This window comes from Micromonospora sp. NPDC047521 (assembly GCF_055587305.1).
On sequence record NZ_JBVJGN010000024.1, the window covers coordinates 25747 to 47332 of the forward strand.

24 protein-coding genes are annotated in these 21586 nt (G+C 70.7%); 18 read left to right on the forward strand and 6 right to left on the reverse strand.

Going from position 1 to position 21586, the window contains the following annotated elements; all coding sequences use genetic code 11:
- Positions 1-11 precede the first annotated feature (11 nt).
- The 13 genes from ACZ6N8_RS30130 (at position 12) to ACZ6N8_RS30190 (ending at position 12381) form a co-directional block, all read left to right on the forward strand.
- The gene (locus ACZ6N8_RS30130; RefSeq protein WP_466014362.1) at positions 12-677 is read left to right on the forward strand and encodes a GGDEF domain-containing protein; all 666 of its coding nucleotides are present in this window, start codon (positions 12-14) and stop codon (positions 675-677) included.
- On the forward strand, positions 674-1060 hold the full coding sequence (locus tag ACZ6N8_RS30135) for a hypothetical protein (RefSeq protein WP_466014308.1): 387 nt from the start codon (positions 674-676) through the stop codon (positions 1058-1060). Before ACZ6N8_RS30130 ends, ACZ6N8_RS30135 begins: the two co-directional genes overlap by 4 nt.
- Positions 1060-1305 (forward strand): hypothetical protein, encoded by a 246-nt coding sequence (locus tag ACZ6N8_RS30140; protein ID WP_466014310.1) that lies wholly within the window; start codon positions 1060-1062, stop codon positions 1303-1305. The genes ACZ6N8_RS30135 and ACZ6N8_RS30140 overlap by 1 nt, the downstream gene beginning before the upstream one ends.
- Complete coding sequence (locus ACZ6N8_RS30145; RefSeq protein WP_466014312.1) at positions 1302-1682, forward strand: RRQRL motif-containing zinc-binding protein; 381 nt, start codon at positions 1302-1304, stop codon at positions 1680-1682. Before ACZ6N8_RS30140 ends, ACZ6N8_RS30145 begins: the two co-directional genes overlap by 4 nt.
- A complete protein-coding gene (locus ACZ6N8_RS30150; RefSeq protein WP_466014314.1) occupies positions 1679-3034 on the forward strand; it encodes a hypothetical protein in 1356 nt (451 codons plus the stop codon). The genes ACZ6N8_RS30145 and ACZ6N8_RS30150 overlap by 4 nt, the downstream gene beginning before the upstream one ends.
- A 92-nt stretch (positions 3035-3126) precedes the next feature.
- Complete coding sequence (locus ACZ6N8_RS30155) at positions 3127-4749, forward strand: hypothetical protein (protein ID WP_466014316.1); 1623 nt, start codon at positions 3127-3129, stop codon at positions 4747-4749.
- Between the two features lie 90 nt (positions 4750-4839).
- Positions 4840-7095, forward strand: a complete 2256-nt coding sequence (locus ACZ6N8_RS30160) for a hypothetical protein (RefSeq protein WP_466014318.1) — start codon at positions 4840-4842, stop codon at positions 7093-7095.
- 124 nt (positions 7096-7219) lie between these two features.
- Positions 7220-7834: a hypothetical protein gene (locus ACZ6N8_RS30165; protein ID WP_466014320.1), complete on the forward strand. Its 615-nt coding sequence runs from the start codon at positions 7220-7222 to the stop codon at positions 7832-7834.
- Positions 7831-8208, forward strand: coding sequence for a hypothetical protein (locus ACZ6N8_RS30170; protein WP_466014321.1), 378 nt, complete (start codon positions 7831-7833; stop codon positions 8206-8208). The genes ACZ6N8_RS30165 and ACZ6N8_RS30170 overlap by 4 nt, the downstream gene beginning before the upstream one ends.
- 65 nt (positions 8209-8273) lie before the next feature.
- A complete protein-coding gene (locus tag ACZ6N8_RS30175; RefSeq protein ID WP_466014323.1) occupies positions 8274-8705 on the forward strand; it encodes a hypothetical protein in 432 nt (143 codons plus the stop codon).
- Between the two features lie 88 nt (positions 8706-8793).
- Entirely contained in the window at positions 8794-9525 is a 732-nt protein-coding gene (locus ACZ6N8_RS30180) for a Pycsar system effector family protein (RefSeq protein WP_466014325.1), read from the forward strand.
- Between the two features lie 5 nt (positions 9526-9530).
- The gene (locus ACZ6N8_RS30185; protein ID WP_466014364.1) at positions 9531-9785 is read left to right on the forward strand and encodes a hypothetical protein; all 255 of its coding nucleotides are present in this window, start codon (positions 9531-9533) and stop codon (positions 9783-9785) included.
- A 574-nt stretch (positions 9786-10359) separates the two neighbouring features.
- Entirely contained in the window at positions 10360-12381 is a 2022-nt protein-coding gene (locus tag ACZ6N8_RS30190) for a hypothetical protein (protein WP_466014327.1), read from the forward strand.
- Between the two features lie 209 nt (positions 12382-12590).
- On the opposite strand, the gene ACZ6N8_RS30195 is transcribed toward ACZ6N8_RS30190, so the two are convergent.
- The gene (locus tag ACZ6N8_RS30195) at positions 12591-13487 is read right to left on the reverse strand and encodes a ParB/RepB/Spo0J family partition protein (RefSeq protein WP_466014329.1); all 897 of its coding nucleotides are present in this window, start codon (positions 13485-13487) and stop codon (positions 12591-12593) included.
- 1 nt (position 13488) lies between these two features.
- Positions 13489-14232 (reverse strand): ParA family protein, encoded by a 744-nt coding sequence (locus tag ACZ6N8_RS30200; protein WP_112583584.1) that lies wholly within the window; start codon positions 14230-14232, stop codon positions 13489-13491.
- 729 nt (positions 14233-14961) lie between these two features.
- Between ACZ6N8_RS30200 and ACZ6N8_RS30205 the strand changes: the two genes are divergently transcribed.
- On the forward strand, positions 14962-15561 hold the full coding sequence (locus ACZ6N8_RS30205) for a type III secretion system chaperone family protein (RefSeq protein ID WP_244295434.1): 600 nt from the start codon (positions 14962-14964) through the stop codon (positions 15559-15561).
- Positions 15562-15672: 111 nt separating this feature from the next.
- Positions 15673-15822, forward strand: a complete 150-nt coding sequence (locus ACZ6N8_RS30210; RefSeq protein ID WP_167517418.1) for a hypothetical protein — start codon at positions 15673-15675, stop codon at positions 15820-15822.
- A gap of 322 nt (positions 15823-16144) precedes the next feature.
- Here the strand turns inward: ACZ6N8_RS30210 and ACZ6N8_RS30215 are convergent, their stop codons facing one another.
- Positions 16145-17416, reverse strand: coding sequence for a hypothetical protein (locus ACZ6N8_RS30215; protein ID WP_466014332.1), 1272 nt, complete (start codon positions 17414-17416; stop codon positions 16145-16147).
- Between the two features lie 720 nt (positions 17417-18136).
- Here ACZ6N8_RS30215 and ACZ6N8_RS30220 point away from each other — a divergent pair.
- The 3 genes from ACZ6N8_RS30220 (at position 18137) to ACZ6N8_RS30230 (ending at position 19596) form a co-directional block, all read left to right on the forward strand.
- Complete coding sequence (locus ACZ6N8_RS30220) at positions 18137-18433, forward strand: hypothetical protein (RefSeq protein WP_466014334.1); 297 nt, start codon at positions 18137-18139, stop codon at positions 18431-18433.
- Between the two features lie 59 nt (positions 18434-18492).
- Entirely contained in the window at positions 18493-18921 is a 429-nt protein-coding gene (locus ACZ6N8_RS30225) for a hypothetical protein (RefSeq protein ID WP_466014336.1), read from the forward strand.
- A gap of 300 nt (positions 18922-19221) precedes the next feature.
- Entirely contained in the window at positions 19222-19596 is a 375-nt protein-coding gene (locus tag ACZ6N8_RS30230) for a hypothetical protein (protein WP_466014338.1), read from the forward strand.
- Between the two features lie 171 nt (positions 19597-19767).
- Here the strand turns inward: ACZ6N8_RS30230 and ACZ6N8_RS30235 are convergent, their stop codons facing one another.
- The 3 genes from ACZ6N8_RS30235 to ACZ6N8_RS30245 form a co-directional block, all read right to left on the reverse strand.
- Positions 19768-19995: a hypothetical protein gene (locus tag ACZ6N8_RS30235; protein ID WP_466014340.1), complete on the reverse strand. Its 228-nt coding sequence runs from the start codon at positions 19993-19995 to the stop codon at positions 19768-19770.
- A 362-nt stretch (positions 19996-20357) separates the two neighbouring features.
- Positions 20358-20888 (reverse strand): hypothetical protein, encoded by a 531-nt coding sequence (locus ACZ6N8_RS30240; RefSeq protein WP_466014342.1) that lies wholly within the window; start codon positions 20886-20888, stop codon positions 20358-20360.
- A complete protein-coding gene (locus ACZ6N8_RS30245; RefSeq protein ID WP_466014344.1) occupies positions 20885-21346 on the reverse strand; it encodes a hypothetical protein in 462 nt (153 codons plus the stop codon). Before ACZ6N8_RS30245 ends, ACZ6N8_RS30240 begins: the two co-directional genes overlap by 4 nt.
- Positions 21347-21586 lie beyond the last annotated feature (240 nt).

The following is a 21586-nucleotide window of genomic DNA, read 5'->3' on the forward strand; positions in this document are numbered from 1 at the left end:
AGGCGCTGAAGATGCTGCTCCCGGCTGTTGGCGCGATGTCGCTGCTCGGGCACGTGTGGGCCGCGCAGGTTGCCCGGTCGCAGCGGAACCGGCTGGTCGAGGCCCGTCGGGGCGCGACTACGGACCCGCTCACCGGCCTGGCGAACCGTGCCGGTCTGACCGCCGCGCTCGACGAGCTGGACGGCGAGTCTTACGACCTGGTCCTGGTCGACCTGGACCGGTTCAAGCCGGTCAACGACACCTACGGCCACCCCGCCGGCGACGCGCTGCTTGTCGAGATTGCCGGCCGCCTGCAGGTGCTGCTGTCCGACATCGATGCCGCGATCGTCGCCCGCATCGGCGGCGACGAGTTCGTGCTGGCGTCGCCGTCTCCGGCGCCGCTGGCGCAGATCCTCGGCGCGGAGGTTATCCAGGCACTGGCCGAGCCGATCAAGGTCGCCGACGGCGTCAGCGTGACGGTGACGGCCAGCGTCGGCGCGGTCCACGCCACTCCCGGGGAGGACCGGGCTCGGGTCATGGCGGCAGCGGACGCCGCCGCGTACGAGGTCAAAGCGCGGGGTGGGGACGGTCTGGTGGAGCACTGCGTGCTCACCGAGCTGCCGGAGGTGGAGCAGCGTCCGCTGCTGCGCCTGCGGGAGCTCGCCGCCGCAATGAACGCGCTGGGGGTGACGGCATGAGCACTGTGGCCACTCCCCCGGGCGGCACCGATCGCCCGATCGTCGCCCAGCTCGTCGAGTTGGCCGATCAGGGCACCAATCCGGCCACCTCCGGTCGCCTGACGCGCGCCGCGATCGTCCTGGTCGCGGCCGGACCGGCCGCCGCCACGGTGGCCGTGGCACACCGGTACGCCGAGCATGCCGACGCGGTGCCGGAGCACCTGGTCTACTCCCCCGCCGTCGCTGTTGGCCTGGTCGGCGTGGTGCTGGCGGGCCGGCGGGTTGCTCGCTGGGTCGACGAGCGCCGCCACCCCCTCGCGGTCGACGTCGACGAGGCCGACCTCGACCCGCTGGGCCGGGAACTGCTCGCGCAGGTCCGAGCCGGACGCGGGCAGGCGTTCTGATGGCCGGGCGGCTGGTTGTGCGAGTCCACCTCGACTGGACCGCACCGGGCCACTACGACCGTGACCGGTCGCTGCCCTGCCGGGTCTGCGCCACCAACACCAAGATGCGCGACGCCAAGGGCGCGTCGTGCCACCAGTCGTGCGCGGAGGACGAGATCGCCCGGGAATTGCTCGGCGTCGGACAGGCACTGATCGCCGACGAGCGGGCGCCGGGACCGGCTCAGACCCGGAGGGCAGCGGCGTGAACAGCTCCCGGATCCGCGCGGCGTACTGGGACCCCGAGGGCACCACCTTCGGTATCCCGACGTTCTGGTGGCGGGGTGCTCCGGCTGGTTACGCCACGGCGCGGCAGCTGCGGGCGCAGGGCCTGCGCCCTGGTGGTCAGCCGATCGCGGCGCAGGTCATGTGGCGCGGGGTGGGCGGCGAGCGGGTGGCCTACCTCTACAGGGTCGACCAGGCGGCGAAGAAGCGCACCGCCAGCGCCTCGCAGCTCACCGCGATCGGAAAGGCGTTGGCAGCCAGGCGCACCTGCCGGAGCTGCGGCGTGGAGCGGCCCTACTACATCCCGCGCTCCCTGGGTGAGTGCCTGGACTGCGCGTCCTCGATGGGAGCGGCCCGATGAAGGAGAAGGTCCGCGACGCGGCGACGGTGGGGCCGTGGATCGCGATGGCCGCAGCGGTGATCCTCACGGCCAAGGGCGAGTTCGACCTGGCGGTGCTGGCGCACTTCAGCCAGTGGATCGCCTGGATGTTCCCGGTGATGCTCGACGTGTACGTGATCACCGCGTTCCACCGTCGGCGCTGGGCGGACATGGTCGTCGGCATGCTGCTGATGATCTTCTGCCAGGTCGCGGTGCACCTCCTCCCGGTCTTCATCACGGGCGATGAGGAGACGCCGTGGGGTCTGGTCGTGGCGGTGGCCTGCGTCGCGCCGATCGTGGTGGTCCGGGTCAAGATGCTGACCGGTCGTACCGCAAAGGAGATCGAGGCAGCGGCGAAGGCGGCCGAGCGGCAGGAAGAGCTGCGGGCGGCGCGGGCGGAAACGGCCGCCGCAAAGGCGGCGCAGGTGGCCGCCGAGACGAAGGCCCGATCGGAAACGGCACGGGCCGAGGCGGAAGCCGCAGCCCGCGCCAAGGCGGAAACCCGCGCGATCCAGGCGGAAAAGCTGGCGCAGGCGCAGGCGGAAAAGCAGTCGGAAATCGAGGCGGCCGCGGAGGCGGAAATCACCCGCCACGCTCGCGCCGCCGCCGAGGCCGCTGAGAGCGTCCTGGTCGCCGAGCAGCGGGCCACGACTGCGGGCGAGGCGGCCGCGCTGGCCGAAGGCCGGCTGGCCGAGGCCCGCGACGCCGCGGACCGGGCTGCTGCCGCTCGGGTTCTCGCGGAGCGGAGCGGCGCCGAGCAGGTTCGGGTGCTCACCGAGGCTGCTGAGCAGGCCGAACGCGACTACCAGCAGACCCTGGCCGAGGCGCGCTACACCGGCCAAGTCGCCCAGGAGCGGGCTGACGAGCTGGACGAGATGGTGCGGGCGCTGCGGGCGCAGCTCGACGAGGCGCAGCGTTTCGCCGAGCGGCAGGCCACCGCTCGGGCCCACGCCGAGCAGCAGGCGCAGGCGATCACCGAGGCCCGCGAGGGCGTGGTCAATGAGTTGGAGCGGACCCGCCGGGCACTGGCCCGGGCGCAGGAAAAGGCGGCAACCACCCCGGGCCGGCAATCGGAAATCGTGCGACCCGCCAACAGGAAATCTCTTGCTGCGGTTCCGGTCGAGTTGCCGGCTGACCTGCCGGAGGTGGAGAAGGTCCGACCGGAAACGGTGGCGCTCATCCTGGCGGCCCGCGCGGGAAACCCCAACGCCACCCAGGCCGAACTCAACGAGATCACCGGCATTTCCGTCCGCACGATCAGCCGCGTCCTCAACGCCGTGCCGGCGGACGTCGTCGGCCAGGTCCTCGAACTCCCCAGCGGTCGCGTCGCGTGACCGGGGGCCGGCCCGGTCTGCGGGTCGGGTCAGCCTCATAACAGCTCATAACTGTGGGGCGTGAGCAGCCAAAACGAAGGGAGGAACACGCGATGCGCAACGAGACGACGACGGCCCCGACGATCGAGGCCGAGCAGGTGGAGATGGCGGTGCCGGCTCCGGATCTGTCGGTGATGGCCACCGAGCAGCCGGCGACGGACCAGGCAAAAGACGAGAAGGCCACGCCGCAGGAGCTGGCCGACACGACGCCGGCGTCGGTGGGCCTGGTGGTCGCCCTGGTGGTGATCTCGATCGTCGCCGCCGTGGTGGTGGCGATGTGGATGGTGTCGCCGCTGCTGGCGCTGCTGCTGGGTGCCGGGCTGATCGTGGTCGCGGTCCTGGCCGGCGCCGGGTGGCTGGCCTGGCGCAAGTTCACGCGCCGGGACAAGCGGGACAAGCGCGACCGCTCGGCCCGCGACCGCGCCGGCCGCAGCGACCGGCCCGGCGCGGGGAGGTCCACCAACGGTGGTGGTGGCAAGTCCCCCAACGGCCGTGGCGGCAAGTCGGGCGGCCTGTGGCCGTTCAGCCGCACCAACAAAACCCCTGGTGGCGGCGGCGGGAAGGCCCCGGCTGGCGGGAAGACGCCCGCCGGTGCGAAGCCGAGCGGCGACGGTGGCGGCGCCGGGAAGAAGCCGGCCGGCAAGGGCCTGTGGCCGTTCAACCGCAGCAAGACCCCTGGCGGCGGCGGGAAGGCCCCGGCTGGCGGGAAGACGCCCGCCGGTGCGAAGCCGACCGGTGACGGTGGCGGCGCCGGAAAGAAGCCGGCCGGCAAGGGCCTGTGGCCGTTCAACCGCAGCAAGACCCCTGGCGGCGGCGGGAAGGCCCCCAACGGCGGCGGCAAGCCCACGGCCAGCGGCAAGGCCCCCAACGGCGGCGGGAAACCGACCGGCGATGGCGGGAAGACGAGCAGCGCCACGGGTCGCAAGACCAAGACCGCGGGCGGGGCGGCGCTGATGGGGCTGCTGGGGCTGGCCCGGGCGGCGAAGAAGGCCAAGGCCACGGACGGCAAGGCCACGGACGGCAAGACCGCGGGCACGACCCCGGCGGGCAACAGCGAGCCGGTCGGCAAGGACGACCCGGCGACGAAGAAGGGGCAGGCCCGGCCTGCTCCGGGCGGGCACCGGCCGGAGACGGTGATCGACGTCGACCTGGACGACATCACCGATCCGCCGGGCCGGCAGCGCAGCTCATCGGCCGGGCACGCCAGGTCGACGTCGCACTCGGCGCCGTACAGCGCGCCGTTCTTTGACCCCGGATCCACCGCTGGCAGCGAGTGGGGGACCCGGTCGGCACCAACGCCGCTGCACAACACCCCTGTTTCCAACCACCTTGGAGGACCAGAGATGAGCACCACGACCAACACCGCCGACCAGGACGCGATGCGGGTGGCGAACCGCTACGCCGGCCTGATCGAGAAGGCCGAGACGCTGCAGGGGCGGGCACGGGCCTGCCGGGACGCCGCGGACCAGTACCGGCGTGACGCCCGGGAGAACCAGGAGTCGGCCGAGAACCACAAGATGGCCGCTCGCACGATCCGCGACGCCAACGTCGCCCACGAGCACGCCGTGGCGGCGCGTGAGGCGGAGGCGGAGGCGGCGCGGGAAATCCTCGCGGCTCGCTACTACGAGGCGCAGGCCGAGGAGTACGAGACGCAGGCCCGCTCGATCGGGTTCTGACCCGACACCCGCGCGGGGGCCGCGCCGCACCTGGTGCGGCCCCCGCACCCCGCGAACCGAGAACGACCAGGCAGAACGAGGGAGGACGTTGTGACGAAGCGGCGAGCAGCAGTAGGCATCGAGTGGAAGACGTTCTGGGCCGTGGTCGCGCCGTTCATCTCGGCGGTGTGGGTGGCGGTGTGGCTGATCACCGGCTCACCGGTGTGGATCGCCGGGCTGGCCACGGCGGTGCTCGCGGCGGCAGCCGCGTTCGGCGCCCGGCTCCTGGTCCGGATCTCCCCCATGTTCAGCCGCCTGAACTCGGCGGCGAAGTCCCGGGTGGTGGGGTGGCTGGTCGCGGCGGTCACCGTCTACGCCGCCTGGTCCACCCTGGCGGTAACGGTGCCGGACCTGTGGCCGGTGTGGGCGCTGATCCTGCCGGCGCTGGGTGGCAGCACCTGGGTGATGGCGCGGGCCCACGAGTACCTGCTGCGGTACGCGCCGCCGTCGACGCAACCTGCGGCGATGACCGCGCTGAGCGCCACCGCGCACGCCCAGCTCGCCCTGACCGCCGAGGACCTGACCGGCCCCCGCGACGGCGAGCCGCACCTGGCGTGGCTGCTGCGCCTGGCGGTACGCCGCGCCGGGCTGGAGTGGCTGCGCATCTCCAACCCGCAGATGGTCGGCCCGGCCGACCGGCCGTTCGGCGCGCGGGTCGAGGCGTGGGCGCCCATCGAGCTGCGCCGCGTCGTCAATGGCAAGGTCCGCGTCGAGCAGGCCCCGCGCCTCGACGACCACGACGTCCGGCGCATCGCCCTGGCGCTGCGCGACATCACCCGCCGCGACATCGCCCCCGACTGGGTGCAGATCAGCGAGGACCCGAACCGGGTCGGTGTCTACACGATCCAGGCCAACACCGAGGACGTGATGCGCCGGGTCCGCCCCTACAAAGAGCGCGTCGACGAGCTGCTCGACGCCGCCGGCCGACCGATCTGGCGGCGGGCAGCGGACCCCTGCTACGCGCTGTGGGGCATGGACGGGATGCCGATCGGTGTCGACGTCGCCCGGCACGCCTGGATCCTCGGCGCGACAACCGGCGGCAAGAGCGCCTACATCCACCGCGAGTGGGCCGACGTGACCCGCAGCGAGGACGCGCTGATCTGGGTCGCCGGCACCCGCAAGCTCTACGACCTGGTCGGCCCCTGGCTGGAGCCCTACCTCGGCACGGACGTACGCCCGCCGCTGGACTGGGTGCGCGCCGACGACGAGGGCGTGCTGCAGATGCTCATCGCCGCGATGGAGATCGCCCGCTGGCGCCAGGACCAGCCGTTCAGCGCCCGCCACGGCTTCACGAAGATCTTCATCTACATCGACGAGGCGTCATTCGCGCTGAACACCAAGGCCAAGGCGTACTACGACGGCGCGGAGGTCACCGCCGGCGACATGTACGCCGAGTGCACCCAGGCCGTCGCCTCGGCCGGGATCTACCTGATCGCCGCCACCCAGCGCGGGGTGCACCACCAGTTCGGCGACAAGGGCGGCGACGCCGGCGCGAACATCGGCCGCGAGATCGTGCTCATGTCCGGCGACGAGCAGGAGGCCGGCCGGGTCACCGGCAACTACAAGCTGCCCCCCTTGCGCCACCGCGGCGAGTGCTACGCCCGCCTCGGCGACGGCGAGCCGGTCCGGGCGAAGATCGAGTACGTCCAGACCTCGGATCCGTCCAAGCCGGTTCTGCACGACGGGCCGCGCGTCGACGAGATTTCGTGGAATCGCCGCCACCACCAGCGTCAGCTCGACGCCGGGTCGGCGCGGGCGGCCGGGCGCGTCTACGCGGGCCGGCACCAGCTCGTCACCGATGACTACCTGGCCGACCTGCGCGGCGCCCGCGCCCGCCGGAAGGCTCAGGCGCAGGCCAGCACGCCGGAGCGCGACGCCGAGCAGGCGATGGCCTCCGCCGTTAGCTCGATTTTCAGCCGGCTCGGTGGCCGGCCGGTGACCGCGCCGGCCACCCCCACCCCGGCCGTTGCCGCGTCGGCCGCCGGCGACGCACCGACCGGGGACTCGGTGGAGCCGACGCCGCTGGCCGGCTACCGCACCCGCGCCGACCGGGTCGAGGCGGCGGTGCGCCACATCTGGCGCACCAAGAGCACCCCGGCCGGACCGCGCGACATTCTCGCCGCGCTGCACGAGAGCGGCGACGCTTCCGCCACCTCGCAGCTGGTCGCCAACGCGCTGACCCAGCTCGCTCAGCAGAGCCGGGTGGTGCGGCCGCAGACCCCCGACGGGCGGGAGGCGACCGGGCAGTACCTGCCGCCCGAGGCCGCCACGACCACCGCCACGACGGTCACTGCCAGTAATTCATAACCCCTCATAACTCGGGCCCCTCCCCCCCTGCGAGGGCGCCCCTATGCAGGCACCGGCCCCCCTCCCCCGCCGCTGTTATGAACCCGCCTGTTAGGTCACCGTCCGTAAAGGAGAACCGCCCGTCATGTCCCCCAGAGTCGCTGAACTCGAAGCCCAGATCCGCCGCCTGACCCGCCAGCGCGACGCGCAGCCAGCCGACACCCTCTATGCGCTGACCCACCAACAGCGCATCGACGAGCTGTCCGTCGAGCTGATCGCCTGGAAGCTCGACGGCGCCCAGATGCGTGCCGCCGAGGACGCCATCCGCGCCGCCGGCCGCCGCCGCCAGCGCGCCCACACCGGCCGCCGCCGGTGGCCCGCAGTGGCCGGCGTCAGCGGTGCGCTCGGCAGCGTGGCCACCGCCGGGCACCTCGCCGCCGACGCCGGCGGCCCGCCGCTGATCGGCTCGGTGATGCTCACCGCCGCGGCGGCCGCGCTGGCGCTGACCGCCGTCGAACGCGCCCACGACTCCCGCGAGGCCGCCGCCGCCGAAGCCGACATGCACACCGCCCAGCACCAGTACGCCGACGTGGTGGCCCGCCACGCCGGCGCAATCACCCCCGTCCGCCCGCTCGCCGTCCACAACCAGGAGACGCCATGCAGCCCGCAGTCCCGCCCGGAAACCAGCCGACCCGCCATCAGCACGACACCGGACTCCGCCGCTGCTGCGATCAGTGGCCGCCCGCAGGTCGCGTCATGACCGTCGGCACCGTCCTGGCCGACCGCCGCCGGCTGATTTACACCGCCACCTACGCCGGCTGGCTGCTGCTGGCCCTGATCGCCGTCACCGCCGTGCACGCGCTGCTGCTGCCGGCCACCACCGCCTGGGCCGGCGCCCACGGTCTGTGGGGGTGGGCGCTGTGGCTGATCTGGGCCGCCGCTTCCCTCGCCGCGCTGCGCCAAGGCGTGCTCGCCCGCCGTCGCTCCCGCACCGCCGTCTACGTCCTGCACGCCGCCGCCGTGACCGGCGCTCTCATGGCCATCGCCGCCCCCGGCGGCTGGATCCAGGCGCTCACCGCCACCGCCGGCACCGCTGGCGCGTGGCTGATCGCTTACGGCGCCACCCGCCGCTGACTGAACCCGCCGAGGACCGAAACCTTTTCGCCCCCCCCGTCGATAGCAGTCCCCAGGAGGACTTCATGACCACGATCACGAGCACCACCGCGCCGACGATTCCGGTGCGTATCCAGGTGAGCGACACCGACGCCGCCGACGAGCCCCGTCTCAGCGAGATCATCGTCGCCGGCTGGCCGGTCGCACCCGGCCTGGCCGTGCACGTCACCCTCGAGTACGGGCAGCGCCTGGACGGCCGCTACAGCCTCGTGCACCTGCCCAGCGGCCTGGCCGTCGCGCGGGTGCTGTGTGCCCGCCACGTCGACGACGCCGCCGTCGCCGCGATCGCCACGGGCATCGACTGGACCGACGACGCCGAGCAGGTCCTCGCCGATGAGCGCACCGCCCCCCTGCGTCCCGGCATGGCCGCCTGGGACTGGTGCGGCTACGACCACTTCTGCCGGGCCCAGGCGTACCCGCGCCCCGAGTCCCCGATCTACCAGCCGACCGGCCGATAACGCCGCGCGGGCGGCCCCACCGCCTCCTACAGCACGGGGCCGCCCGCCACTCCTGCCCATCCACAACGAACGGAAGGAGCACCTCATCGTGCCCGATCCCGGCGATCCGACCTACCTCGGCGCGGCCTACGCCAGCGACCACAACCCCCGCAGCCAGCGGCGCCACTTCCAAATCCCCACCGCCGGCGCGCACGCCGTGCTCGTGCAGATATCCACCACCCTGGCCGACAGCACCTCCCGGTGCGCCGGCTGCGGTCACACCGACAGCGACTTCAGTCAGCTGGAGATCCTCGCCCGCGCCGGCGCGCACGCCTCCGCCTGCGGGCGAGGCACCGTCACCGCCGCCCTGGACACCGAGGTCGCCACCGTCCGCGCCGAGCTGGCCCGCATCGACCCCAAGGCCAGCGGCTACCTGCAGATGGCCGGGGTGCTGCTCGGCGCCGGCCTGGCCGTGCTCGGTGGCGCCGGTGCCGGCGGCCACCTCAACCCGACCGCCCTCGCGGCCGGTGCGGGCACCGCTGCGGTGGTGCTGGCCGCCGTAGTGCTGCTCCTGCTGGCCACCCGGCCCCGCCTGGGTGGTGACTTCGGGTTCGTCGCCTACGCCGACGCCGACACTGCCCACGACGTGCTCGCCCGCATCGCCGGCGGCGACGCCGAGCAGGTCGCGCAGATGACGCCGCTGACCCGCGCCCGCGAGCTGTGGTGGCTCTCCCGCGCCGTACGCGCCAAGTACGTCGCGATCGCTCGCGCGGTGCCGCTGCTGCTTGCCGGGTACGTCGGCGCGGCCGTCACCGCGGCCCTGGCGATCTGGGGGCGGTGAACGCGATGACCCGCCCACAGTTCGCCACCGATGTCCTCGGCGCCACCGACGAATACCGGCTCGACATCGTCACCGACCCCGAACCCGACAGCCCTCAGGCCGTCAGCTACTTCACCGCCAGCGACCCCGAGGCGGCGAGCCGTCAGGCACAACGTCTTCTCGCTGCGGTCGACGGTCCCGACGACCGCTACGGCGAGTTGTACGCCCACGATGGCGACGGCGGCGCCGTTCACTTCGACACCATCCATCTACCCGAATGATCATTCACTACGCGCGGGTAGGCGGCCCGAATCGTCGGGCCGCCTATTCGACTACATGTAGTCGAATCCCTTTACCTCGCAAGGCAGCCCGACTCATAGGGGTATGTACCGATTTTGAGCGGTGGTCCACACAGGACATAGCGCGTCTGGTGGTTTCGGAGCGTGTTGAGGCGCCTGCTGCGGCGAGAGTCACCGTAAGATCCTCGGGTCACGCGTCTGAATTGATCTTGAGGGAGCACCAGCGCTCAACCACTAACTCCATAAAAAAACAGAGCCCCAGACCCCGATCGTTTGGCCGCGGGAAGGGTCTGAGGCTCTCAACAAGCTCGGAGGACACCATAGCACCCACCTCCGGGCTGGGTGCATCTTTGTCTCTCGACACGGTTACCGCGTGTCGCAGCGATACCTGCCTGCGCCCAGCCTCCCCCATTTCGCGTCCCACCTGGGGTGGATTCGTAACCCCACGCTGGGTGCACCATCACACAGAGTCTTCGCGGGGCCGATTGCGCTGCCAACGGACCGCGGCGGATCTTGGCCCAGGACGTAAGTCTGTTGGGTCCACAACGGTGCCGCGATGATCACGGCATCTTCCCGGGCGTTGGACTCGGATCGTGTGGCGGCGCTCGGGTACTGCCCCGACTGCTACGCCACCGGGACGGCCGTACTCGTCGTACCCGGACAGCACCACTGCCGGGCGCACCTGATCGATCAGCGCCTGCTGATCGAGACCACCACCGCCGGGCAGGCCCGCCTGGTGGCCCCGCCCGGGGCCCGCCGCCGGCCGGTCTACCCGACCGGTGTTCAGGTGTCGTGTGTGTCCTGTGCCGCTGCGGGCCGGGACAAGCAGGGCCTCCCGCGCGACGGGGCGGGGTCGGATCCGCTGTGCATGCCCTGCTGGCGGGGCCGCACCGATCGGCGAGACGCCGCCCAGCGGCACCGCCTGATCGCCGCCCTGCGCGATCGCCTCGACGACGTCCAGGACGTCGTCGGGGCCGGTTGCACGGCCTGCGGTGAGCCTGAGCCAGTGCCGACCTGCTGGCTGTGTGGGTACTCCTACCTGAAGCAGGCCCGCGCCGATCACGCCCACGCGCAGGCGCTGGAGGCCGCCGCCGTCGACGAGCACTTCGCGCAGCTCGCCGAGACGGCGAACGCCCGCGAGCGGGTCGACGAGCTGACCGCGTGGATCCAGCGCCTGATGGAGACGCTGAGCGCGTTCGACGCCGGCGACAGCTGGGGCCGGCCGGTGTGGATGCTGGCCGACCTTCTCGCCCGCGACGCCGCCAGCCGCGCTAGCCGCCGGGGCCGACGCTCCGCGCTGGGCCGGGTGGGCGCCGTGCTGGCCGTCGACGCGGACCGCCGCTCCGGCCGGCGTGCCATGCCCGGCCGCGCCGAGACCGCCCTGCTCGCCGGCTGCGACTCCACCCGCCCCGTGACGGACGCCTGGCGCCGCGCCGAGGCCCTGGGCTGGCACACCCGCGTCGAACAGGGCCGCCGCCTCAGCTACGCCGAGCGGTGCGCCACCGGCCGTGCCCAGGCTCGGGCCGTCTTCGACATCACCCCGCTCCACCGAGGCGACACCGCCGCCCAGACGGCGCACGTGCCAGCCGCGCTGACCATCCTGGCCGAGCTGCTCGACCACGCCCGCACGCTGCTCACCGAGGCGCAGGACCGCGTCGACGAGCTGGACGCCCGCGCCGGCGGCTGGGTCGACCACCACGAGCGCCTGCGCCGCCACCAGATGCGCCAAGCGGTGACCGCCACCCGCGATCACGCCCGTGACCAGGCCGAGAATTTCCGCACCCCCCACACGGTGTCTCAAGCTATGAGTGTTTACTCCAGCTTGTCTCGGGGTCTGCTGATTCCACCGCCGATCGCTCACTCTCACGTCGTGGCAGACCGGCAAAGCCGGAGGAAGATTGGCGCTTCGCGCTCACCCATAACGAGCGGGCGAAATTTTGGTGTTACCAGGTCACATCCTGTAGGGCGTCCTAGGCCGGTCCAGACGGTGTCTAAGCGCCCACGGCTGTCTCGTCCGCGTCCTGAGTGGGCAGAGTGGGCGTACGACCTGGCACGGGCCCTACGAGGCCACTGGCGTTGGCTGGCCCACGCTCCCCTGCCACGTGTGGCTGCCACCCTGGGTGCCGCGCTCAGCCGCGAGTGGAACGCCGAGGTGCTGACCACATGGGCCAGCCAGCATCGTCCCCGGCCTCTGCTGTCCGCGCCGCGCGATCCGGTCGCCTACCTCAAGGCCATCATCGAGGACGTCCTCACCGGCCCCGATGCGCCACCGAACCCGGCAGTTCGGCACGTCGTTCACCGCCGCAGGGCCGTGGCCACCGACGCCGAGACTCGGCGGGCCGACCGCGCGTCCTGGTGCGGACGCTGCGACCGGCACCGCCGAGTCGAGGTCGACGACCACGACCAGGTCATGCCCTGCCCCCGCTGCTCGGGGGCGGACGAGCCCGCCGTGCAGCCTCACCGCCGGGCCGCTGCCCGCAGCGACCATGCCGCAACCAGCGCCCTCGCGGCTGCCGCCGAAGGCGATTGGCCCGACGTTGCCCAGCCCGGATCAGGCATCATGCCGGAGCGTCGCTGACCCGCCGCCCAGCGCGTGGTCGCGCCCCAACACGTGCTGGCACTGATGGTCGGCGGCGTCACTGGCCGGAGGCCGCGCGGCCCGGCGCTGATCTCCGCCTAACCGGATGTTCAGAAGAGAGGTTTGGCTGCTTTCCTCGGTCTCCTGAATGCGCGCGGCGGCACCCTGAGGCCTCAGGGTGCCGCCGCGCTTGTGGGTTGGTTCACGTTTTATGCATCGGAGTCTGCCGCTGGTCCACGCAGCAGGAGCTCAGCCAGGGCCCGCAGGGCGTCTGGCTCCAGTTCTGCTCGCAGCGACTCGGCGATCTTGTCAGGAGTGCCACCGAGGCGTCGGATGGCAGATGCGGCAGAAGACCTTCGCGAAGGCGCGCTACGCGGGGCATCACCCCCAACGTCAGGCTCGTTAACCGCGGTTAACTCGGGCTCAGTGGTGGGCCGCTGCCGCTGCCGCAACTCATCGAGCTGCTTCTCGGGCGGTAGCTGATGGAGATCTCGCACATCCCGCAACGGCACCTCACCAGCCCTGAGCATCGACTGAACCTCCGGTGCCAACTTCAGCAGGTTGAGTCGTTGCGTAACCCAGGGGGGAGTGCGAGAGAGCAGAGCGGCTGCCGCCTTGGCAGTTCCGCACTCCTGCGCTAGTAGCTGTACGGCCCGGGCCTCTTCGATGGGGTCCAGGTTCTCGCGATCGAGGTTCTCGGCGGCGGTGGCGCTGACCCACGCCTCCCTGCTGTCGGCCAAGCCGTTCTTGACCACGATGTCGAGGTTCGGCTGTTCCGCCATCAGCGCCGCCGCGCGACGCCGGCCGCCGGTGACCTGAACCCAGATGGCGCTACCGATCGCCGTGGCGTGTTCGGGGTAGATCCGCAGGAACGCCTCTCGCGCTACTACGGCACACGGCTGGAGTTGCCCGTGCGTCCGCATGGACTCCGCGATGCTCTCGATCTTGGCGCGATCAGATGCCAAGTCCCGAGTGTTGAGCGGATTCGCGGCGACCTGATGGACGCGAGCGGTACGCGGCGCCGACTCGACGAAGGCGGGCACCCGGGCCTCGGGAAGCACCGCCTCGTCCGCGAGGTCTGAAAGGTTGACTCGCCTGCCCGCCACGTCAGACCTCCTGCAGGTTCGGCGCGCCAGACTGGCTTGGGATCGCCGCAGCCCCGCCGTAGCCCATCTCCAGAGCCAGCCGGAAGAAGTCCTCGCGAGCTTCCATCGCGGTCCGGTTTTTGGGGTACTGCGTGACTACCAGGCCCTCTGCAGAGGCGCGGGAGTGCAGCTTGTACCGCCTGACAACCGTGTTGCACATCGGCCAGCCCTTGCGCTGGATGAACTGCGCGGTCTGCTGGAGATCGGGCAGTCCGTCGCGCGGATCCCAACTGTTGACGACCACCCGGTACGGAATTCCGCGTGGCGCGATGACGGACTCGATCGTCCGAGCGGTCGGGTCGTAGCAAAGGGGCTCCGGCACCATCGGCACCAGGACGTCGTCGCACTCGTCGAGCGCGGCCTGAAGGATCCGCTCGTCCTCGAGCGAGCCCGGGGTGTCCACGAAGATGTGCTCGTAGTGCAAGTTCCGCAGCTTCCGGAGATCGCGAGGATCTTCGACCTGAGCGAAGTCGAACGGCAGACCACCCTGCCGTTCCACCCGTCGGGACCACCACACCGAAGAAGCCTGCGGGTCGGTTGAGGCAACCATGACGGGGCTCTCCGGATCGCCGATGGCCTCAGCGGTCTTCTGCAGGATCGGCTCGGGATTGACCAAGACGTCGTAGGTCACCGCCCCGAGGTTCACAGCGAGCGTCGTCTTACCGACGCCGCCCTTTTGGTTGGCGATGACATGCACCTGAGTCATGCGGGCTCCATTCCGTGTGCTTCCCGGGCCGGTTGTGGCCGCGGTACTTCGGACGCCCGTCATGCTAGGGCCGACCTGCCCTGCTCAGTAGCCCGGTACAGGTGGTGTCGCTGATTAACCGCGGTTAACTGCGTTCGCATGAGCAGGGGGCGTTCGAAGCGCCACGCCCACGGTGGCCCCCGAATGTGCCCCGATCTAGCGTGTGCGCCGCATGCCCGGCCGGGCCGTTGCGATGCGGCGCGGCCACTGCGGATGGAGTGTTGCGACCGACTCGCCGCCTCCGGCATCACCAGATCTGCCCCAGGTCGGCGTCGACGTCCGCCTGCCCAGCCTATGTCCGCACCAACGGCGCCGAGGCGCCACCAACTCGACCCCCGTCCATACGCCGATGGGTAGGTCCTCCCTGGCCCCCTGCCTGCCATTTGCACGTCGGTGTCGGCCCCAAGAGGGCGTCATTGTGGAGGGCGTCTTCGCCTGACTCCCAGCGGTAGCCTCTCGGCGAGGCAGAGATGATGGTTGTTGAGCAACGAGGTCAGGAATTCTGCAGTGTCTGAGACTGAACAGTCGGGTACCAGCGACAGCCCCAGGATCGAGCTGTTTCGGGAGTTGTTTCGCCTGCACCGAAGCGCTGGTGAACCTAGTGTTCGCGAGATCGGCCGGGCAGTAGCGATGAGCCATACAACTGTCTATACCGCTCTACGGGGGCCACGGCTGCCCCGGTGGCAGACGTTGGACCTCATCGTGGAGCATCTCAAAGGAGACCGCGATGAGTTCCTCCGCAGGTGGATCGCCGCACGGGATGCGGAATCCCCCTCACCTTGGGATCTTCTGAGCAACTTCAGCGGCCCTGCTGCTCCCGGGCAAGGAACGTATCGTCCCGACCCGCCACTCGTCGTGACTGAGTCCAGTGCGCGGGTCACCTCGTCCCGGCTCGTCGAGATTCTCAACAAACTTGAGGTGCAGCACGTCAGCGACGATGCAGGAAACCTGCTTGCCGTCTGGAAGCGGCATGTCGTGCAGATCAGTCTTGAGGGGCCTGATGAGTCAATCCTCGTCGTTCGCATGCGCCCCAACGCGACTGCTCGCCTTGCACTGCGCGAAGCGACGCAGGTAGTCGTCAACGAGTGGAATCACACCCGCAGATTCCTCAAGGCGTACATCGCCGATCCCACGCCTAACGGGAGACTTCCCCTGTACGGCGAGATGCAGCTTCCGGTCTCAGCCGGTGTTAACGACGCCTTCCTGCTCGAGTTTCTCGACGCCGGCTTGGCCGTGGCCACGACCTACACCGAGTGGCTCTTCACCGAGGGCGTTCTAGAAGAGATGTAGCGCGTTCGCATGTCGACGAAAGCTGTAAATCTTCGTTCAGCAGCTGTCCGTTGCTGGTGAAACCCGTTGTGGCGCGGAAGACACGCCTCCTGGCGCTGCCAGGCTTGATTCATGACAAAGAACCAAGCGGAGCAAGATCCGCTGATGCGTGTCCACCTGACCGTTCCCCGCTCGGTGTGCTGGCTCCTTGCCGGGGCGCTGCTGGGCAACCTTGATGACGGAGGGGCCATCCTCAGCGCCATCGGCGCACTGCTGAACTGATCTTGCCGCGTCGTTCAGCCAGAGGCAGCAGTATCTGCTGGCGCCCTCCGCCACCAGGCCCTGGTGGGGGAGTACCGGCTGCTGCACGACACGGTCGACGACGCCCGGCTGCTGTTGGCCGACGACAGGCCCCCACGCCGATCACGACGGCCTGGCCGCCGCGGACACCGAGGAGGCGTGCCAGTGGGCCACCGAAGTGCTGGCCGAGGCGGGCGTCGTCTGCCACGGCCACATTTCTCGCGATCCGGCCTGAGGGCATGAGGTAGAGGTCCGCGAACCCACAAGACGTGCGACCACGCGAGACGGGCCGGAGTGGCCTGAGCTACAACTCGCCGAGGATGCGTTCGCGTTGCTCCGCGTACTCGCTGTCGCTGATCAGACCGTCTCGATAGATGACGGCGAGTTGCCGAAGTCGTTCGGCGATCGGGCTGCGCGGTGATGTCGGGTTGTTGTGCGAGTGCATGGGACGGTTGTCGGGGTCCGACCCGACAGGCTCGTCAGGGCCGGGCAACCGGGCCGGAAGGGCCGCCGGGTCGACGGTTCCGGCGATGCTCCAGAAGCACTCGTCGAGGGCGGTGGCGTTGCTGGCGGCGGTGCTGAGGTACCGCAGGGTTTCCGCCACGCAGTCCAGCACGGTGGCCAGGCGGGTGGCGTGGGCGGCGGTGGGGACCAGGCGGCCGGCGAGGATGTCCATGGTCACGGTCACGGCGATGTCCGCCCGGCTGGCCAACTCTGTGGGGGACACCCCGGCGATTTCGGCGTACGCGCACAGGTAGCGTGCCAACGCGCGCCGCGCGGGCGGCGCCTGGCTGTCGATTGAGGCCACCAAGAGGCCGAAGTGGATCCGGCGCCGGGCGACGGGTGGCTCCGGCAGGTCGATGATTGGCTTGCCGCGCAGCGTGGGCGCTGCGATGAACTCCAGACAGGCGCATTGGCGGGCGTAGTCCTCGCGCAGCGTGGCGACCTCCGCGGCGATGGTCTTGGCCCTGAGCAGCTCATCTCGGGTCTGGTGGAACTGTGCTTCGAGCTGGTTGGCGCGATGCAGCTCGTAGTTGAGGCTGTTCTGCGAGGCCCGCAGGTTCTCGATGTAGCGGGTGGTCTCGTCTCGGAGACGGTCCTGCAGGCGGGCGAGCTTGCGCTGCAGGACTGGCACGGCGGGCTCGCTCTCGGGCACGTTGCGCTGGCCTGGCTTGCCCGGCGGCCGGCTGACGGGACCGTTGTAGCCGAGGGGTCGGTGACCGCGGGCGCACTCGTACCATCCCGCCGCGAGTGCCCGGATGCTGGCGGTGTCGCAGCTGTCCGGCAGGCAGCCGATAATCAGCTCGGTCATCTCCCACGTCGGGCCGAGACGGTAGCGGCTGAGCTGCTCGGACAACTTCTGCCGGTTCAGGCCAGGGAAGTCCAAACGGCGCTTGCGGGCGTTGCGGATGATCGTCGACTGCCCGCCGATCCCCAGGTAGTCATCGATGAGACTGCGTACGTAGAGGGTGTACTCCGCGGCGTCCGGGTTAGCGCACCGGCGCCGGATCGTGGCTTCGTCGACGGCGTACGGGCGGGTGTTGCGAGGCGGCGGGCGGCGGGCGGCGGTACTCATGCGGGTCGTCCTCGAGGCACGAGAGGTGGCCCGGCAACGGCGATGTTGTCGGGAGTCTGCCGGATCCTCTTTCCCGACATTAAGGACGCCGAGGAGAGTTGCCGGTGCCGATCAGTGCTGACTGTCTGGTCGGTCAGGGTGCTCCGCGCGAGTCGGTTGGCCGCCTGATCAGCGCGGGGCACCCCGCCATCTATACATGATGCGAGACGGCGGTGACAGAGTGCAGTATCCGATCAGGGTTCGACGCGTAACGGCGGTCATCAGCGCACTGGTTGTGCGCCCTTACACCCTCAGTGCCGCCAAGAAGGATCGCCCAGCTCAACCCCGCCGACACCAGCCTCAACACCGTCGTCCACGACGCTGGACGAGGCGTCCATACCCGCGGACGCCCCGCTGGCTCGGCCCACCAAATGAGACACCGCAGCGTGATCGTGCGGGCCGCGCCGGCAGAGCCTCTGCGGCCGGAACCTGATGGATGGGGTGGTCGGGGGTGCGACCATGGCCGCCGGCAGGCCTTAACCATCGTGCGTTCGTGTCGGGCGCTGAGCGAGGGCAGCCCTCGTCTGAACGTTGCCGCAAACCCCGCTAGGACGCCGTAGGGCAGCGGCCGGCTGCAACCGCCGGAAAATTTCCGCGATCCGCGGTTCACGCATGGCCGCTCGGCGCCCTCTAAGAGGCAGAGCGGCGCGACGGGCGCCGGCCGGAGCAGAGCGAGGTGCAGTGGAAGACATCAGCTGGGGGTGGATCGCCGCGGCGGTCATCGTCAACCTCATCGGGCTGGCCGGCCTGTGGATCCGCGCCCGGTGGCTCGCCCGCGCTGAGAAGGCCCGCGGCGACTCTCTCATAGCGATCGCCGAGGCCCTGCCCGGCGGCGGCCGGCTACGCGACCAGCGCGCTGACGGGTGGTGCATCACACTGACGGTGCCCGTTGCCGTCACCAGGGCACCGGTGCGCCCGCGAACCGGCGATCACCAGCGGGAACAACGCTTGCGGTGGTTCAGGAAGGGTGCCGGGTAGGGTCGGGGCCGGCCACTGATGGTGGTCCCAGCGAAGCCGGGCAGCACGATGGAGGCGGCGTGGCGCCACCGAGGAATCCGCTACGACTGCCCGATGGCCGTGTGCTCTACGGCCGGTGGCCGCAGAGCATGCCTACGACCGGGGAGGGGCCGTACATCGCCGCTCTCGCCCGACAGGTCAACGGGGTCCCCGAGGTGGTCCTGCCCGTGGGGAGAGCGGACGTGGCCACCACCACGACGGTGTTCGAGGTCGAGCCCGCCAGGCAATGGCGCACCGCCATCCGTCAGGTCCTGGGCTACGCGGGTCAAACGAAACTGGCCCCGGCGATCGCGCTGTTCGGCCCGGAGGACTACCTGCGCATCTACCTGTTCGTGCGCGACCGGCTTCCACACCTCGGGCTGTGGGTCTACCGCCACCGGTGGGAGCGGGTCACCAGTAGGCAGTCCGCGAGGTTGAAGCACCACGAGAGCTATGTGATCGTGCCCTGACCCTCCGGGGTGGTGTCGGGGCCGGGCAGAGGGGCGGGCCAAATCTCTGCTAGCCAGGACGGGTCAACCCCGCGCTGAGGCCTCGTCTCACGCTGACGAGTTTCGACACTTGCCGTACGACCTGCGGTTTTTGGGCGACGGCTGACCATCGACCCCACGCCCAGGCGCCGGAAACTCTCCCCGGGCTACGGGGGAAGCGCGTCGGTGACCGTACGGATCATCGACTGATCCGGACGGTCACCGCTCGGATCACCGGGGTCAGGGGCTGACCTGACGCCGGCCCGGCTCGTTGAGCAGGCCATGACGGATCAGAACCACCTGGTGGACAACCCGGCGCGGTACTACGAGGTGCTGGGACGGGTCATGTCCGCCCTACGCGAGACCCAGGCGCTCAACGGTGCCACCCACCTCGACTGGTGGCCCGGCAACGGTGGGCGCACGTGGGAGATCGAATGGCAGGGCGGGCCGTTCCCGGCCGAGGTCGCCGCAAGATTGCTGGGCGCGCCGGACACCCGCGCCGACGACGGCGAGGCCGAGCATGCGGTGAGCGGCCTGATCGCCCCGGGCCGAGGCGACTCCACACGCGCGTACCTGGTCGTGCTCGACGTGCCGGTGACCCTGCGCGCCCTCGATCCCGTCGGCACCCACCAGGCCCTGGCGGCCCTCAGGCTCTGACCGGCAGCGCGGTCCCCATTCCACGGAATCACGCCCCGGGATCCGACCGGTTCGCACGTGCAAACCACAAAACGCGCGCGGGCACACGGACGGTGTGCCCGCCGTGCCGGCCTGGCATCCTCACCTTCACCCCGGAAAACCTCACCACTGCGGCGTGGGGCGGCGATCGGGTCAGCGGGCCGCAGAGGGCGTGGTGGCGAGGCTGCACAGCTCGCAGGAGTCACCGCGACGCAACGCGTCCACGTCGGCCTGTGTGGCCAGACGGGCGTCTGAGTGCGTCGCGGTGTCGACCGACGGCCCGGTCATCGGCCCGTGGTCCAAGTCGTGCCAGATGAGCCGGCAGTCGAGCTCGGTGTCGCCGTAGGCGAGCGGGTGCCCGCACCGGGTCGCGTAGAGCACCCAGCCGCCGATGTAGCCGTGAGGGTTCGCAGGGTCGTCACCCGGGCATCGTGGCAGCGCCGGCAGCATCTATGGCGGCGGCGTGCCGGGTGGGCGTGAACGTTCGCGGACCAAAAACGCGCGTGAGAACCCAGGGGGCAGGGGCCCCTTCTCGGCGGTGCTGCCGCCGGACCGGTTGGTTCCCGGCGCCGCTGCGCGTACGGATTCGGAAACTTCGAGGCCGAGATTCCAATGCGGGCCGGGTTTCGAGAACCGCCCACGCGCGGGCGCGCGGAGACTGGGGCCCATGAGTGAGCGCCAGCCCGAGAGTGCGGCCCGACCCTGAAGTAGGCCGCGGAAACACCGCACCTGGCGAGGCTGCCTCACTCCAGGTGCGCGCGGCGCCGGTACCACAGGCCGGCCAGGAACACCGCCAGCACACCGAACACGGCCGAGCCGACCCCACCGGCCAGGCGCACCGCTCCCGACCCGATCCAGGAGGCCAGCAGCGCCACCGTGGCCAGCACCGCGCAGAGCACGGCGGCCGCCATCAGCCCGCGATCCGACGACACCGCCGCCCGGTCGGGCTGTCGTGGCACCAGCAGCACATGCTCGTCGAGCGGATCCGCGTCGACCTGGTAGCCGGCCTGCTGCAGGACAGCCCGGTAGCGGGTCATCGCCTCCGGCACCCCGGCGGTGCCGCAGTAGGCGACGCTGAACGGTTCCGGCCCGTCCAGACTGCTGTTGGCGCCCTCGACCGCGAAGCCGTCCAGGTGCCGCTCGTCGAAGTCGCGCAGACCTGCCCGGCGCAGCACCCGCCGCAGCGCCTCCGCGTCCCGGTCCCGCGACGACCCCAACGGCCGCCCGCCCCGGCCGTAGCCGAATCGAGGCCGCTCCTCATCCTGTGCGGTCATCGCCCACCGCCGCTGGTGGCGGTGCCGATCTGGTCATCAAGGACGATGGCCGGGATGGCGACGCCAGGGCCACCCGCGTCGTACTGCGTGAGGACGTCGCGGATCTCGGTGTACAGCCTCCTGGCGATGGCCCGAGACTCAAACGAGTGGTGGTTGCGCTGGTACGGGATGCCGGCGAGGTCGGCCAGCGCTTCAATGACCATGACCAGCTGAGGCCCGGACAGCCGCACCTCCACCACCGGATCCTGCCGATCCGGCACCTTCACCGGGTCCGGAGACCTCCAGTGATCACGGCCGGAGGCGTGCCGCTCGACGAACTGCCAGGTGTCGTCGTGGCACAACATCACCGCGACGGAGAGCCCCGCGGCGGTCTCCATCAGCGCGGCGTGGTTGACCCACCACTTGAGTTCGAAGTTCTTGACGGCACGGCGCTTTCGCAGTGAGTCCAGAAGTCTCATGGGCATGCATGATGCCCGATGCGCTACGTGCGGTGGTAGACACTGTGCGTCGCGAATCTGGTGGTTGCGTTGCCCGCCGGTCGGGCTGTCAGGGGTTGCCGTTTGCTTCGGACCCGAACGGCAACCCCGATCCCGCTCACAGCGCAGGTCAGGCCGCCTGTGACAGATTCCGCTCGATAGGCGACTGACACTGTCTATATCACCGTGCTGGTGGCTTTCGGGCATCGCCGTCCGGCTGGG

What these genes read in the sequence shown, in the direction of transcription:
- ACZ6N8_RS30165 (WP_466014320.1), top strand. Translation starts at nt 7,220, where the DNA reads ATGTCCCCCAGAGTCGCTGAACTCGAAGCCCAGATCCGCCGCCTGACC.
- ACZ6N8_RS30135 (WP_466014308.1), top strand. Translation starts at nt 674, where the DNA reads ATGAGCACTGTGGCCACTCCCCCGGGCGGCACCGATCGCCCGATCGTC.
- ACZ6N8_RS30185 (WP_466014364.1), top strand. Translation starts at nt 9,531, where the DNA reads ATGACCCGCCCACAGTTCGCCACCGATGTCCTCGGCGCCACCGACGAA.
- ACZ6N8_RS30140 (WP_466014310.1), top strand. Translation starts at nt 1,060, where the DNA reads ATGGCCGGGCGGCTGGTTGTGCGAGTCCACCTCGACTGGACCGCACCG.
- ACZ6N8_RS30170 (WP_466014321.1), top strand. Translation starts at nt 7,831, where the DNA reads ATGACCGTCGGCACCGTCCTGGCCGACCGCCGCCGGCTGATTTACACC.
- ACZ6N8_RS30175 (WP_466014323.1), top strand. Translation starts at nt 8,274, where the DNA reads ATGACCACGATCACGAGCACCACCGCGCCGACGATTCCGGTGCGTATC.
- ACZ6N8_RS30190 (WP_466014327.1), top strand. Translation starts at nt 10,360, where the DNA reads ATGATCACGGCATCTTCCCGGGCGTTGGACTCGGATCGTGTGGCGGCG.
- ACZ6N8_RS30245 (WP_466014344.1), bottom strand. Translation starts at nt 21,346, where the DNA reads ATGAGACTTCTGGACTCACTGCGAAAGCGCCGTGCCGTCAAGAACTTC.
- ACZ6N8_RS30200 (WP_112583584.1), bottom strand. Translation starts at nt 14,232, where the DNA reads ATGACTCAGGTGCATGTCATCGCCAACCAAAAGGGCGGCGTCGGTAAG.
- ACZ6N8_RS30150 (WP_466014314.1), top strand. Translation starts at nt 1,679, where the DNA reads ATGAAGGAGAAGGTCCGCGACGCGGCGACGGTGGGGCCGTGGATCGCG.
- ACZ6N8_RS30130 (WP_466014362.1), top strand. Translation starts at nt 12, where the DNA reads ATGCTGCTCCCGGCTGTTGGCGCGATGTCGCTGCTCGGGCACGTGTGG.
- ACZ6N8_RS30210 (WP_167517418.1), top strand. Translation starts at nt 15,673, where the DNA reads ATGACAAAGAACCAAGCGGAGCAAGATCCGCTGATGCGTGTCCACCTG.
- ACZ6N8_RS30155 (WP_466014316.1), top strand. Translation starts at nt 3,127, where the DNA reads ATGCGCAACGAGACGACGACGGCCCCGACGATCGAGGCCGAGCAGGTG.
- ACZ6N8_RS30240 (WP_466014342.1), bottom strand. Translation starts at nt 20,888, where the DNA reads ATGACCGCACAGGATGAGGAGCGGCCTCGATTCGGCTACGGCCGGGGC.
- ACZ6N8_RS30215 (WP_466014332.1), bottom strand. Translation starts at nt 17,416, where the DNA reads ATGAGTACCGCCGCCCGCCGCCCGCCGCCTCGCAACACCCGCCCGTAC.
- ACZ6N8_RS30230 (WP_466014338.1), top strand. Translation starts at nt 19,222, where the DNA reads ATGACGGATCAGAACCACCTGGTGGACAACCCGGCGCGGTACTACGAG.